This is a genomic window from Flavobacterium sp. FPG59 (assembly GCF_002150205.1).
Taxonomy (GTDB): domain Bacteria; phylum Bacteroidota; class Bacteroidia; order Flavobacteriales; family Flavobacteriaceae; genus Flavobacterium.
Map to the genome: position 1 here is coordinate 1 of NZ_MTCA01000080.1, position 12,513 is coordinate 12,513.

The following is a 12,513-nucleotide window of genomic DNA, read 5'->3' on the forward strand; positions in this document are numbered from 1 at the left end:
ATGATTAACATTTCATTAATAGTTTGTACTTTTGTGTTTCACAAAATTAAAAAAATGCAATTAAAATTTTATAAATACCAAGGCACAGGCAATGATTTTGTAATGATTGACAACCGTACCGAATTTTTTCCAAAAGAGAACACAAAATTGATTGCTCAACTGTGTGACCGCCGATTTGGAATAGGAGGCGATGGTTTAATTTTGTTAGAAAATGACTTGGATACCGATTTTAAAATGGTGTATTACAACTCAGATGGAAACCAGAGTTCTATGTGTGGTAATGGTGGACGCTGTTTAGTGGCTTTCGCCAAAAAGCTTCAGGTTATTGAAAACAAAACTACATTTATTGCTACAGATGGATTACATCATGCTACCATTGACGAGAACGAAATTGTAGCATTGCAAATGATTGATGTACCTGCGGTGCAAGTTGAGGAGGATTATGTGTTTTTAAATACAGGTTCACCACATCACGTACAATTGGTAAGTGATCTAGAAAACTACGATGTAAAAAATATTGGCGCATCAATTAGATACGGAGATTTATACGGACAAGCAGGTAGTAATGTTAATTTTGTAGAGCAAATTAATGAAAAAACTTTTTCTCTTCGAACTTATGAAAGAGGCGTTGAAGACGAAACACTTTCTTGCGGAACGGGCGCTACAGCAGTTGCCATAGCCATGAATGTAATAGGAAAAACAAATGAGACGGCTATTGACTTAAATGTTGAAGGTGGAAAATTAGCAGTTTCATTTGATAATAATGAAGGTGTGTTTACCAATGTTTTTCTGAAAGGCCCAGCTCAATTTGTATTTCAAGGTACAATTGAGATTTAATTTTTAGAAACTAGTATTAAAATCAAGTTTGGTGTGTCTCTATGTAACTTTCTGAAATAAATAAATGAAAACATTAAAAGGCGATAATATTTACATTCGGGCATTAGAACCCAATGATTTAGAATTTATTTATGCTATCGAAAACGATCAAAGCATTTGGGAAGTAAGCAATACAAACACTCCATACAGTAGGTTTCTAGTAAAGCAATACCTTGAAAACGCACATCAAGATATTTACGAAGCCAAGCAATTGCGTCTTGCTATTTGCCAAGATCAAGATTTTCCCGCCATAGGTTTAATTGATTTATTTGATTTCGATCCAAGGAATAATAGGGCAGGTGTGGGTATTGTAATTCAAAAGAACGAAAACCGAAATCAGAATATTGGCTCCGAAGCTTTGGAGTTATTAATCGAATATGCATTCTATAATCTAAACTTACATCAATTATATGCAAATATTGGTACCGAAAATGTAGCAAGTACCGCACTTTTTACTAAATTTGGATTTGAAATGATTGGTATAAAAAAAGATTGGACTTTGCATCAAGGAAATTACAAAGATGAAGCCATGTACCAGCTTATCAATACTAAATTTTAATTTTTCAAATTAAGATATAAGTATTTTTAAATCAATTATCTATGTTTCCGTAAAAAAAAAACTAAAAGCTTAAAAAAATAATACCACCCTATGAATACTAAGAAAATTATTAGCATTGTCTCAGTTGTTTTAATATCTGGATTGATGATCTACGGCATGATTTTATTAAAACAAATTTTCTCTGCCAATACTAAGTTTCCTGAGCAAGAAGTGTACGTTTATGTACCTACCGATTCTAAATATGAAGATGTCAAGAAAATTTTAAGCCCTTACGTAGAAAATCTAGAGCGTTTTGAGCTTGTAGCTTCTAAGCGAGGTTATATTGAAAATGTAATTCCAGGACGTTTTGTTATTAAAAAAGGAATGAGCAGCTATGATCTCGTAAAAACCTTACGTTTAAATTCGCCAGTAAAATTAGCATTCAACAATCAAGAACGAATAGAAAATCTTGCAGGTCGTGTAGGATCTCAGATAGAAGCGGATAGTTTGGTTTTGCTCAATACATTTAAAGATTCGGTTTTTTTACAAGAAAACGGATTTAATGAAGAAAATATTTTAGCCATGTTTATTCCCAATACCTATGAAATTTATTGGAATACCCCAGCCGAAAAATTTCGAGATAAAATGATTAAAGAGTACCGCAACTTCTGGAACGAAGAGCGTACTGCAAAGGCAAAAGCGCAAGGTCTTACTCCTGTTGAAGCTACAATTTTAGCCTCAATTGTTCACAAAGAGTCGGTTAAAAAAGATGAAAGACCAAGAATTGCAGGAGTATATCTTAACCGATTGAAATTAGAAATGCCTTTACAAGCAGATCCTACGGTGATTTTTGCCATGAAAAAGAAAGCCAATGATTTTAACCAAGTAATCAAAAGAGTTTTTTACAACGACTTGACAATGCCTCATCCTTATAATACGTATATGAATGTGGGACTTCCTCCAGGACCTATTGCTATGCCTGATATTACGGCATTAGAGGCGGTTTTAAATCCAGAAAAAAATGATTTCATTTATTTTTGCGCTAGTGTTGACCGTTTTGGGTATCATGAATTTGCAGCTACATTGCCAGAACATAATGTAAACGCCAAAAAATATTCAGATTGGATTAACAATCAAGGTGTAGTAAGATAGTTGTGAACACTATTTTAAAATACATTTTTGTTGCTGTGTTTTTTTCTCAAATTGGCTTTTGCCAAAGCAAATTAAACACGTTTCTAAAACCCTCGGATACAATACAAGTGCAAAGGCAAAAAACAGTGTTGGTTTCCCAAGCTGGGGTTGCAACAGGAACATTACTTGCTTTGAATCAATTATGGTATGCTAATTATCCTAAATCTGATTTTCATTTTGTTAATGATAATGCAGAGTGGTTGCAAATGGATAAAGTAGGGCATGTTTTTTCATCCTATCAATTGGGGAGTTTTAGTGCTCAAATGCTCCATTGGAGTGGTGCTTCTAAAAAAAATCAACTACTTTACGGTGCAGGATTGGGTTTTGCATTCTTGACCGCAGTTGAGGTTATGGACGGTCAATCCGCAGAGTGGGGAGCTTCTATAGGTGATGTTGTTGCTAATGCTGCAGGAACGGGCTTGTACGTGTCACAAGAATTACTATGGGATGAACAACGCATACTGCCTAAATTTTCTTTTCATACTTCACCTTATGCACAATACCGTCCAGCGGTGTTAGGGAAATCCGTATCAGAACAAATTATAAAGGATTATAACGGACAAACGTATTGGCTCTCGATTAATTTACATTCCTTTGCTAAAAATTCTAAAATACCAAAATGGTTGAATGTTGCTTTGGGTTATGGAGCCGAAGGAATGGTAGCTGGAAATACTGCTACACTTGCTCCAAATGCGGCTTTTAATCCACAAAGATACAGACAGTTTTACTTCAGTTTAGATGTTGACTTGACAAAAATCAAAACCAATTCACATTTTTTGAAGACGGTTTTCTCGGTTTTTAATACGGTCAAAATTCCTGCACCTACAATAGAGTTCTCGCACTTAAACGGTATTAAATACCACTTCATCTATTTTTAGATAAGTTTAACGTGCTGATTATCAAGCTTGATATTTTTTTTGTATCTTTGCGCATAGAAATTTCTTAACGGGACAGCGTTTTGAAGAAAAACAATTTATGATAAAGAAGTGGTATTTTTACACTAGTCTAGCTGTGATAACAGTATTTTTGAGCTTAGGTTTTAAACCTTTAAACTTAGAAACCAACCCGTGGTTTTTGATTAATGAACAAGATGGAACTCATTATTTATTCCCGTCTGAAGAGCCAAGCGAATACGCTAATTTTAGTATTCCTTTCACTGGAAATTTTTTTATTGGTTTTAAAGAAGCCATAGGAACAAGAGAATCTCAAAGCAAGTACAAAAAAATTAATTCATTAGGATATTTAGGTAAATATCAATTCGGAATTGAAACTTTAAAATCAGTAGGTGTTCATAATAGCACCGCTTTTTTAAACAGCCCTGAACTTCAAGAAAAGGCTTTTATAGCACTTTTATCTAAGAACAAATGGGAATTACGCAATGAAATTGAAAAGTACAATGGCACCGTACTTCATGGTGTTCGAGTTACAGAATCTGGAATTTTAGCAGCAGCTCATTTAGGAGGTGCGGGATCTGTTAAAAAATATTTTAGATACAAAGGTAAACGCAACTTTAAAGATGCTTACGGAACTTCAATTAAGAGTTATATGAAACTTTTTGGAGGTTTTGACACTTCGTTTATTGTGCCAGATAATAATGCAACGGTGCATAATATCTAAGTCGTTTTAATTCGATTTTATTTAATTAAGAGCAAAATTATTGTCATTAAATATTTAGGAAGATGTATTCTAAATGTTTTACAAAACAAAAAAATCACCATTTAGGTGATTTTTTTGTGCTTTTACTAAAGTTTTATTCAAAACTTTCGAGCAGTATTTCAAGTATTTTGATTGCTGCATCACTTATTTTTGTTCCAGGTCCAAAAACAGCTACCGCACCCGCATCAAATAAAAATTGATAATCTTGTGCAGGGATTACTCCGCCTACAACCACCATGATATCTTCTCGTCCGTATTTTTTTAGTTCGTCAATTACTTGTGGTACGAGTGTTTTATGTCCAGCAGCCAGTGAGGAAACACCTAGAATATGCACGTCATTTTCTACAGCTTGTTTGGCAGCTTCTTCGGGTGTTTGAAAAAGCGGACCAATATCCACATCAAATCCCACATCGGCATAACCAGTTGCTACTACTTTAGCACCTCTGTCGTGTCCGTCTTGCCCCATTTTTGCAATCATGATTCGAGGGCGACGGCCTTCTTTTACTGCAAATTCGTCGGCCAGTTGTTTTGCTTTTTCAAAACTTTTGTCGTCTTTTATTTCTTTACTATACACACCACTAAATGATTTTATTTGCGCTTTATACCTGCCAAAAACGGCTTCTAAGGCGTCACTAATTTCCCCAAGTGTAGTTCTGTTTCTGGCTGCTTCAACTGCAATTTCAAGTAAATTTCCCTCGCCAGTTTGAGCGCAAAGAGTCAGTTTTTTTAGTGAATCTTGTACTTTTTGGGTATCTCTAGACGCTTTAATTCGCTTTAATTGTTCTAGTTGCTGCTTGCGAACCATTTGATTGTCTACGTCAAGGATCTGTAATGGATCTTCCTTTTCTAATCGATATTGATTTACACCTACAATAATATCTTGTCCGCTGTCTATTCGGGCTTGCTTTCTTGCGGCAGCTTCTTCAATACGTAATTTTGGGATGCCAGATTCAATAGCTTTGGTCATTCCGCCAAGTTCTTCAACTTCTTCGATTAATTTCCATGCGTTTTCGGCAATTTCATTCGTCAAACTCTCTACATAATAACTGCCAGCCCATGGATCTACTGTTTTTGTAATTTTAGTTTCTTCTTGAAGATATAGCTGAGTATTTCTTGCAATCCTAGCTGAGAAATCTGTTGGCAATGCAATGGCTTCATCAAGTGCATTGGTATGTAAAGATTGTGTGCCACCAAAAGCGGCAGCAGCAGCTTCTATACAAGTTCTTGCTACATTATTAAATGGATCTTGTTCGGTTAAACTCCATCCCGATGTTTGACAATGCGTTCGTAATGCTAGAGACTTATCATCTTTTGGTTCAAATTGTTTGACTAATTTAGCCCAGATCATTCTGCCAGCTCGCATTTTGGCAATTTCCATAAAATGATTCATTCCTATTGCCCAGAAAAAAGACAAACGCGGAGCAAATTCATCTATTTTCATTCCTGTGGCTAAACCAGTTCGAATGTATTCTAATCCATCTGCTAATGTGTACGCAAGTTCAATATCGGCTGTTGCTCCGGCTTCTTGCATGTGGTAACCAGAAATTGAAATGGAATTGAATTTAGGCATGTTTTTACTGGTATACTCAAAGATATCAGCAATTATTTTCATAGAAGGTGTAGGCGGATAAATATAGGTATTACGCACCATGAACTCCTTTAGAATATCATTTTGAATGGTTCCAGAAAGTAATTCAGCTTTAACACCTTGCTCTTCTGCAGCTACAATATAAAAAGCCATTATAGGTAAAACAGCACCGTTCATGGTCATGGATACTGACATTTCATCAAGAGGGATTTGGTCAAAAAGCACCTTCATATCCTCAACTGAATCTATAGCCACACCTGCTTTTCCTACATCGCCTACAACACGTTCGTGATCTGAATCATATCCTCTATGGGTAGGTAAGTCAAAAGCTACTGAAAGTCCTTTTTGTCCTGCAGCTAAGTTTCTGCGGTAAAAAGCATTACTTTCTTCGGCTGTAGAAAATCCAGCATATTGTCTTACTGTCCAAGGACGGCGAACATACATGGTAGCATATGGTCCACGTAAATTTGGTGCAAAACCAGCCCCAAAATCAAGATGCGTGAGCTTTTCAATATCTTGTTGTGAGTACGTAGGTTTTAGCTCTATTCCCTCTGCCGTTAGAAATGCATCAGCCACAGCATTTTCATTCTCCACATTTATAGGGTTGCTTTCTAATTTTATATGTTGTAAATCTTTTCTTTTCATTTGTTTGTTACAAAGATTATAGTTTTTGAAATTTTAATTCCTTTCAATCCATATTTCGGCATTTCTTGAAGTATGAAAAATAGCTTTAATGACAATTGTGTGATCATAGCTGTTGAAATGAATTAAGTATGGAAAATTTTCAATTAAAGCTACTCTAGTCTCATCATATCTTATTTGAAAAAGTAGCGGATTTGATTTAATTACTTTTAAACTTTCCTTGAAAGAATTGGTGAACTTAATGCCCAATATTGGTTGGATGCTTTTGTACCATTTCAAAGCTGTTTTGAAATCAAGTTTAGCTTCTTCTATAATTACAATTTTATAACTCACTGTCAATATCTTTTAGAAAATCATCGATATCTTGAGCTGAAGACGGATTTTTAAGATATTTCTCAGTTCTTTCTCTAACTTGGTCCATTTGCCATTGAGGGATTTCTACATTATTCAACTTGGGAAGAATAATCACTTCAACTTCATCAGCATTAAAATCATCTGGCAGTGTGATACTTATTTTGTGATTTTTTACCTTAACAATTTGTCTTATGGCGTCCATTATTTTAAATTTTAAGTAAAGTAAATATAGTCTTTTCCATTGGTATAGAATTAAATAACAATTTCGTCCTGACTATTCAAGCTCTAATCGTTCTTGTTCTATTTTTTCTGCCAAACGTTTTTCAATGATGGGTGTAATCAAGGTTTTTCTTGGCTTGACTTTTACAAAAGGAAATAACTCTAAATCATGTTTCATTTTATCCTGTTTGTTAGGATGTTTGTTAGTTCCTAACAAAATTTCTTTGCCAGAATCAAATAGTTCTTGCGCTGCATCTGCACTTTCTTGAATTTTCCTTTTTATGGTTCCTTCATTTAATTGTTTTAGGAAACCTCCATTTGCCTCAATATCTTTAAACAAGGCTAAGGCTTTTTCTGCAAGTTGTTGCGTTAGATTTTCAATATAATAACTGCCATCGGCGGGGTTGTTTACTTTGTCAAAATAACTTTCGTTTTTAAGAATTAGCAATTGATTACGGGCTATTCTATCTCCAAATTCATTATCCTTATGGTACAAGGCATCGTAAGGTAAATTGGCAACAGTATCAGCACCGCCAAGTATTGCACTCATACATTCGGTAGTGGTGCGCAACATATTTACGTTATAATCATACAAAGTTTTATTTCTTTTGGTAGGAAAAGCGATAATGTTACACGGTAACGTATGGTTATATTCTTTAGCAATTAAGTTAAATAGGATACGCAGTGCACGCAATTTTGCAATTTCAAAGAAATAGTTAGTCCCAACGGCTATTTCAAAAACGATAGGTTTTGAAATTGATTCCACACGATTAAAATACTCATTTACATGTCCTAAACTATATGCAATTTGCTGCACAATTGTAGCACCAGCATTTTGATACAATGCACCGTTTACACTAATAAAAGAAACTGATTTTGTGGATGATGCTATAGAATTCAAGCTGTCAAAATTACTTTTCTCTTGTGTTGAAAACCAATTCCCATCTTTGGCAAGTTGGCCTATTGGATCTAAATTACAAAAAATAGTAACGTTACTTTTTTTAGCAAAATCCTCTATTTTTTTCACGAAATCGATTGAAAAAAATCTTAGGTTAAAATAGACGGTAATCCCTTGAAGAGCTATTTTTTCTAATAAAAGGGTGATGTTTATAGTTTCGTCTTCAATAGTAAACCTCAAGCTATCAGCGCCTCTATTTAATGCGTCTTGAGCTCTTTCAATTGATTTTGAGATATCAAAAACAAAAATATTTTGACAAATTTTGAACTCAGTAGCTTTTGTTCCACTGTTTAAAGCGGGACTAGTTTCATCTTTGTGGTAAAAAGGTTTTACCATGATATCCTCAGGGGAATTCCAAACTAAGGTTTCGTTATAATCCGCACCTTTTAGTTCGTACTGGATTTTTTGTTTCCATTGTTTGGATGAAACAAGATCAAAATCTTCAAAAAGGTTTGTGTCCATTGTATTTTTAGTTTTCATTATCTCAACCTTACCTTGAGGAAGGAGACTTATATTGTTGTTTTTGCCTTTAAAAAATGAATTCTGGTAGCTTTACGAAATCTTTAATTTTACTTATTTTCTAGAGTATCGTTTTCAAATTCTATAATGTAAATGTCTTCGCTATCTTTTTTCATGTAATATTTTTCCCGAGCATATTTTTCTATTTGTTCGGAATTTTTTAATTGCTTGATATTTTCTTTATCTTTCTTAATTTCCTCTTTATAATAAGTTGCATTTTCCTCTAAATCGTGGATTTGTTCATCTAAAATCCGATGGTTAAAATAAGAGTAATTATCTAAAAAAATCATCCAGATACAAAAAAACAAGGACACCCAAACATACTTATTACTCAAGAATCTTAGCCAAGGATTGTTTTTAAATTTGTTTTTCATGTTCTACTATAATGCTATTAGATACTGGATCAGTATTTTTTATAAAGATACGGTAATTTATGAAATCCTTTGGTTAATTACTGCTCTAACCACATCAATTGCCACGGTGTTGTACTTGTCATTAGGAATAATGATATCAGCAAAAGCTTTTGTAGGTTCTATAAACTGCTCATGCATTGGTTTCAATGTATTTTGATATCGGTTGATTACTTCGTTCATATCGCGACCACGTTCTGCAATGTCGCGTTTCATCCGTCGTATTAGGCGCTCATCACTATCAGCATGAACATATATTTTAACATCAAATAATTCTCTTAACTCTGGATTTGCAAGGATAAGAATTCCCTCTACAATCATTACTTTTCTAGGATGTGTAAAAACAGTATCGTCTGTTCTATTATGAGTTACAAAAGAATAAACAGGTTGGTGAATGTTATTTCCAGCTTTTAGTTCTTTTAAATGGGAAACTAATAAAGGAAAATCAATAGCTCTAGGATGGTCAAAGTTGATTAAGGCTCTTTCATCAAATGAGAGTCCGTGGTTCTCTTTGTAGTATGAATCTTGGGAAATAATTCCTACCTCAGTTTGCGGCAACTCATTCATTATTTGATGTACAACAGTTGTTTTACCGCTACCTGTTCCTCCTGCAATTCCTATAATTAGCATATGTGTATTATTATGTTTTTAATGTGGCAAAAATAGGAATTTTAATGGGGTAGTTTTTCATTTTTAGAATAAAAATTAGTGCAATAACATGCTTTTTTTTGTCCTTTATGAATGCGGATTTAGTATCTTTATTATTTAAAATCTAAGCCATCGTGTACACGCAAATTAATGCTAATATTAGTAGGTATGTCTCTTTTAGTTCAAGCGAGTTAGCAATTTTTAATTCTCTTTTAACGCATAAATTTGTGCCTAAAAAATCCATGTTGTTGCAGGAAGGGGAGAAATGTAACTTTGAAATTTTTGTAATCAAAGGCTGTGTCCGAAAGTATTATATTGATGCCAATGGATTTGAAGTCATTTTACAATTTGCCATAGAAAATGCATGGGTAAGTGATAGTTCATTTAGTATTTATGAAAGCAGTCCCAGTCGGGTTTTTATAGAAACACTTGAGGATTGTGAGTTTTTTGTTTTTAGTCCCGATACTAAAGAGGAATTATTTGCCACAGCACCGCGATTCGAAAGGGCTTTTAGGATTTTAATGCAACGAAGTTTGGCGGTAACTCAAGAGCGTTTGTTTCTTACTATGGCTAAAACCGCTACCGAAAAATACAAAGAATTCACAGTGCAATATCCCACTCTCTCGCAACGTGTGGCACAACATTATATTGCTTCTTATTTGGGCATTTCGGCTGAATTTTTAAGCAAAATAAGAACAAAAATGGCTAAGAAATAATGTAGAAAATTGTTTTTCTTGTTCTAGTTCAATGTACTTATTTTTTATTTAATGCAATTTTGTACTCTAATTTTAAATTACTACATCATGGAAAACACAACGATACCTCAAGAAAATGCTTTAACTCATTATGAACTACACAAAGCAGATACTCGTGGACATGCTAATCATGGCTGGTTAGAGTCCTATCACACTTTTAGTTTTGCTAATTACCACAACAAAGATCGAATGAATTTTGGAGTACTTCGTGTTTTAAATGATGATAGAGTGAATCAAGGTATGGGTTTTGGGAAACATCCGCATGATAATATGGAAATAATATCCATTCCATTAGAAGGAGATCTTGAACATCAAGACAGCATGGGAAATACAACGGTGATCAAAGAAGGAGATATTCAAGTGATGAGCGCTGGTACCGGAATTTTTCATAGCGAGTACAATAAAAATCAAGACCAATTGGTTAAGTTTTTGCAAATTTGGATTTATCCAAATAAAAAAAATGTAACTCCACGTTACAACCAAATCACACTTGATTTAAAAGACCGTCATAATAAATTGCAACAAATTTTATCCCCTAATCCAGAGGATGAGGGTGTGTGGATTCATCAAGACGCCTGGTTTCATATTGGCAAGTTTGATAACATGCATTCAGTTAATTACCAATTGAAGAAATCTGGAAATGGCGTTTATGCTTTTATTTTGAAAGGTGATTTTACAATAGGGGGTATTTCTTTAAATGAACGTGATGGTTTAGGGATTTGGGATACGAATACCTTTGATATTGTTGCAAATAGTGAAGAAGCTCAAATTTTATTGATGGAAGTTCCTATGCAATTGTAATACAAGTAATTGAAAATTTTGTGTTTTATAGAGTTCGTTTTTTCTAAATGATTTGTAGGAGTAATAAATTTAATGGTTAATAAACATTCTTTGTATGAGCATTTCACCCCAAATAAATATTTTATATGTAGGCTTACATAAAGAAATAACTGCAACTGTAGTGCGATTGATTAATGCAAATGAAAACTGGAACGGAATAGGAGTGTGTGATGTACATCAAGCAAGGCAGTCTTTTTCCGAAATTCCATTTTCACTAGTGTTATTGGGATCTGGTTTAGATGAGGAATGTGAAACCGAATTATGTTCTTTTTTTAGAAAAGAAAATTCAAATATAAAAATAGTACAACATTACGGCGGAGGAAGTGGCTTGCTCAAAAGCGAAATCCTATTAGCCTTGGAAATTTAAAAAAGTAAAAGAGGATAGTAATACAAACGTTGAACTATCCTCTTTTTATATCTAAAAAAACGTGTAATTATTTATTTTTTTTAGCCTTGATCATCATTTCTAGTTGATCCCAAAGTTCCTCTGGAATAGCTTCCAGTAAATTAAATTGACCAGCTCCTTTAAGCCATTCACCGCCATCAATAGTAATAACATCTCCGTTGATATAGGCTGAAAAATCAGATACTAAATAAGCTGCAAGGTTAGCTAATTCTTGGTGATCACCCACACGTTTTAAAGGCACTTTTTTAGCCATATCAAATTTTTCGGCTAAATCTCCAGGAAGTAATCTATCCCAAGCTCCCTTTGTAGGGAACGGTCCTGGCGCAATAGCATTAGTACGAATGCCATATTTAGCCCATTCTACAGCTAAACTTCTTGTCATGGCTAACACTCCCGCTTTTGCAGTTGCACTTGGCACTACATATGCTGATCCTGTCCAAGCATAAGTGGTTACAATATTTAAAACAGTTGATGAGGCTTGTTTGGTATCTATCCAATGTTTTCCAAAAGCCAACGTACAGTTTTTAGTTCCTTTAAGTACAATATCAATAACGGTATCAAATGCATTTGACGAAAGTCGCTCAGTAGGTGAAATGAAATTTCCAGCAGCATTGTTAAGTAAAACATCTACTTTTCCAAAGGTTTTTAAAACTTCTTGAAGCATATTTTCTACTTCTTCATAATGACGTACATCACATTGAATAGGCAAACAAGTTCCACCTGTTTCCTGCTCTAACTCAGCAGCTGTATTTTTTAATTTTTCAATATCTCTTGAAGAAATAGCAACTTTTGCTCCTAATTCTAAGAAATATTTGGTCATCGCTTTACCTAGTCCGCTGCCACCACCTGTTACAACAATTACTTTTCCTTGTAGCGCATCGTCGCGTAACATTTTATCTGTATAACTCATATC

Annotated in this window: 15 protein-coding genes; 8 read left to right on the forward strand and 7 right to left on the reverse strand. The window is 34.2% G+C overall.

Annotated elements, in window-relative coordinates; genetic code table 11:
• Nucleotides 1-54: 54 nt before the first annotated feature.
• The 5 genes from dapF to FPG59_RS08850 all read left to right on the forward strand — a co-directional run bounded on the left by dapF (nucleotide 55) and on the right by FPG59_RS08850 (nucleotide 4,222).
• On the forward strand, nucleotides 55-837 hold the full coding sequence (gene dapF / locus FPG59_RS08830; RefSeq protein ID WP_086454260.1) for a diaminopimelate epimerase: 783 nt from the start codon (nucleotides 55-57) through the stop codon (nucleotides 835-837).
• Nucleotides 838-901: 64 nt separating this feature from the next.
• A complete protein-coding gene (locus tag FPG59_RS08835) occupies nucleotides 902-1,435 on the forward strand; it encodes a GNAT family N-acetyltransferase (protein ID WP_086454250.1) in 534 nt (177 codons plus the stop codon).
• 90 nt (nucleotides 1,436-1,525) lie between these two features.
• Nucleotides 1,526-2,566 (forward strand): endolytic transglycosylase MltG, encoded by a 1,041-nt coding sequence (gene mltG, locus FPG59_RS08840; RefSeq protein WP_086454251.1) that lies wholly within the window; start codon nucleotides 1,526-1,528, stop codon nucleotides 2,564-2,566.
• Between the two features lie 107 nt (nucleotides 2,567-2,673).
• Nucleotides 2,674-3,483: a DUF2279 domain-containing protein gene (locus FPG59_RS08845; protein WP_369596807.1), complete on the forward strand. Its 810-nt coding sequence runs from the start codon at nucleotides 2,674-2,676 to the stop codon at nucleotides 3,481-3,483.
• Nucleotides 3,484-3,580: 97 nt separating this feature from the next.
• Complete coding sequence (locus tag FPG59_RS08850; protein ID WP_086454252.1) at nucleotides 3,581-4,222, forward strand: peptidoglycan-binding protein LysM; 642 nt, start codon at nucleotides 3,581-3,583, stop codon at nucleotides 4,220-4,222.
• Nucleotides 4,223-4,355: 133 nt separating this feature from the next.
• Here the strand turns inward: FPG59_RS08850 and scpA are convergent, their stop codons facing one another.
• The 6 genes from scpA to udk all read right to left on the reverse strand — a co-directional run bounded on the left by scpA (nucleotide 4,356) and on the right by udk (nucleotide 9,581).
• Nucleotides 4,356-6,494 (reverse strand): methylmalonyl-CoA mutase, encoded by a 2,139-nt coding sequence (gene scpA, locus FPG59_RS08855; protein ID WP_086454253.1) that lies wholly within the window; start codon nucleotides 6,492-6,494, stop codon nucleotides 4,356-4,358.
• 33 nt (nucleotides 6,495-6,527) lie between these two features.
• On the reverse strand, nucleotides 6,528-6,824 hold the full coding sequence (locus tag FPG59_RS08860) for a hypothetical protein (protein WP_086454254.1): 297 nt from the start codon (nucleotides 6,822-6,824) through the stop codon (nucleotides 6,528-6,530).
• Nucleotides 6,814-7,047 carry a hypothetical protein gene (locus FPG59_RS08865; RefSeq protein WP_086454255.1) on the reverse strand — a complete coding sequence of 78 codons (234 nt, stop codon included), beginning with the start codon at nucleotides 7,045-7,047 and terminating at the stop codon, nucleotides 6,814-6,816. Before FPG59_RS08865 ends, FPG59_RS08860 begins: the two co-directional genes overlap by 11 nt.
• A gap of 72 nt (nucleotides 7,048-7,119) precedes the next feature.
• A complete protein-coding gene (locus tag FPG59_RS08870; protein ID WP_086454262.1) occupies nucleotides 7,120-8,484 on the reverse strand; it encodes a methylmalonyl-CoA mutase subunit beta in 1,365 nt (454 codons plus the stop codon).
• Nucleotides 8,485-8,591: 107 nt separating this feature from the next.
• A complete protein-coding gene (locus tag FPG59_RS08875) occupies nucleotides 8,592-8,915 on the reverse strand; it encodes a septum formation initiator family protein (protein ID WP_086454256.1) in 324 nt (107 codons plus the stop codon).
• Nucleotides 8,916-8,972: 57 nt separating this feature from the next.
• The gene (udk, locus tag FPG59_RS08880) at nucleotides 8,973-9,581 is read right to left on the reverse strand and encodes a uridine kinase (RefSeq protein WP_086454257.1); all 609 of its coding nucleotides are present in this window, start codon (nucleotides 9,579-9,581) and stop codon (nucleotides 8,973-8,975) included.
• Nucleotides 9,582-9,733: 152 nt separating this feature from the next.
• On the opposite strand from udk, the gene FPG59_RS08885 reads away from it, so the two are divergent.
• The 3 genes from FPG59_RS08885 (at nucleotide 9,734) to FPG59_RS08895 (ending at nucleotide 11,561) form a co-directional block, all read left to right on the forward strand.
• Nucleotides 9,734-10,315 (forward strand): Crp/Fnr family transcriptional regulator, encoded by a 582-nt coding sequence (locus FPG59_RS08885; RefSeq protein ID WP_086454258.1) that lies wholly within the window; start codon nucleotides 9,734-9,736, stop codon nucleotides 10,313-10,315.
• 87 nt (nucleotides 10,316-10,402) lie between these two features.
• Nucleotides 10,403-11,155 (forward strand): pirin family protein, encoded by a 753-nt coding sequence (locus FPG59_RS08890; protein ID WP_086454259.1) that lies wholly within the window; start codon nucleotides 10,403-10,405, stop codon nucleotides 11,153-11,155.
• A gap of 94 nt (nucleotides 11,156-11,249) precedes the next feature.
• Complete coding sequence (locus FPG59_RS08895) at nucleotides 11,250-11,561, forward strand: hypothetical protein (RefSeq protein ID WP_254906670.1); 312 nt, start codon at nucleotides 11,250-11,252, stop codon at nucleotides 11,559-11,561.
• Between the two features lie 67 nt (nucleotides 11,562-11,628).
• Here the strand turns inward: FPG59_RS08895 and FPG59_RS08900 are convergent, their stop codons facing one another.
• On the reverse strand, nucleotides 11,629-12,510 hold the full coding sequence (locus FPG59_RS08900; protein WP_176330725.1) for an SDR family oxidoreductase: 882 nt from the start codon (nucleotides 12,508-12,510) through the stop codon (nucleotides 11,629-11,631).
• Between the last annotated feature and the right edge of the window lie 3 nt (nucleotides 12,511-12,513).

Coding starts and splice junctions, on each gene's coding strand:
- FPG59_RS08895 (WP_254906670.1), top strand. CDS start 11,250: ATGAGCATTTCACCCCAAATAAATATTTTATATGTAGGCTTACATAAA.
- FPG59_RS08850 (WP_086454252.1), top strand. CDS start 3,581: ATGATAAAGAAGTGGTATTTTTACACTAGTCTAGCTGTGATAACAGTA.
- FPG59_RS08875 (WP_086454256.1), bottom strand. CDS start 8,915: ATGAAAAACAAATTTAAAAACAATCCTTGGCTAAGATTCTTGAGTAAT.
- mltG (WP_086454251.1), top strand. CDS start 1,526: ATGAATACTAAGAAAATTATTAGCATTGTCTCAGTTGTTTTAATATCT.
- FPG59_RS08870 (WP_086454262.1), bottom strand. CDS start 8,484: ATGGACACAAACCTTTTTGAAGATTTTGATCTTGTTTCATCCAAACAA.
- FPG59_RS08900 (WP_176330725.1), bottom strand. CDS start 12,510: ATGAGTTATACAGATAAAATGTTACGCGACGATGCGCTACAAGGAAAA.
- dapF (WP_086454260.1), top strand. CDS start 55: ATGCAATTAAAATTTTATAAATACCAAGGCACAGGCAATGATTTTGTA.
- FPG59_RS08865 (WP_086454255.1), bottom strand. CDS start 7,047: ATGGACGCCATAAGACAAATTGTTAAGGTAAAAAATCACAAAATAAGT.
- udk (WP_086454257.1), bottom strand. CDS start 9,581: ATGCTAATTATAGGAATTGCAGGAGGAACAGGTAGCGGTAAAACAACT.
- FPG59_RS08890 (WP_086454259.1), top strand. CDS start 10,403: ATGGAAAACACAACGATACCTCAAGAAAATGCTTTAACTCATTATGAA.
- FPG59_RS08835 (WP_086454250.1), top strand. CDS start 902: ATGAAAACATTAAAAGGCGATAATATTTACATTCGGGCATTAGAACCC.
- scpA (WP_086454253.1), bottom strand. CDS start 6,494: ATGAAAAGAAAAGATTTACAACATATAAAATTAGAAAGCAACCCTATA.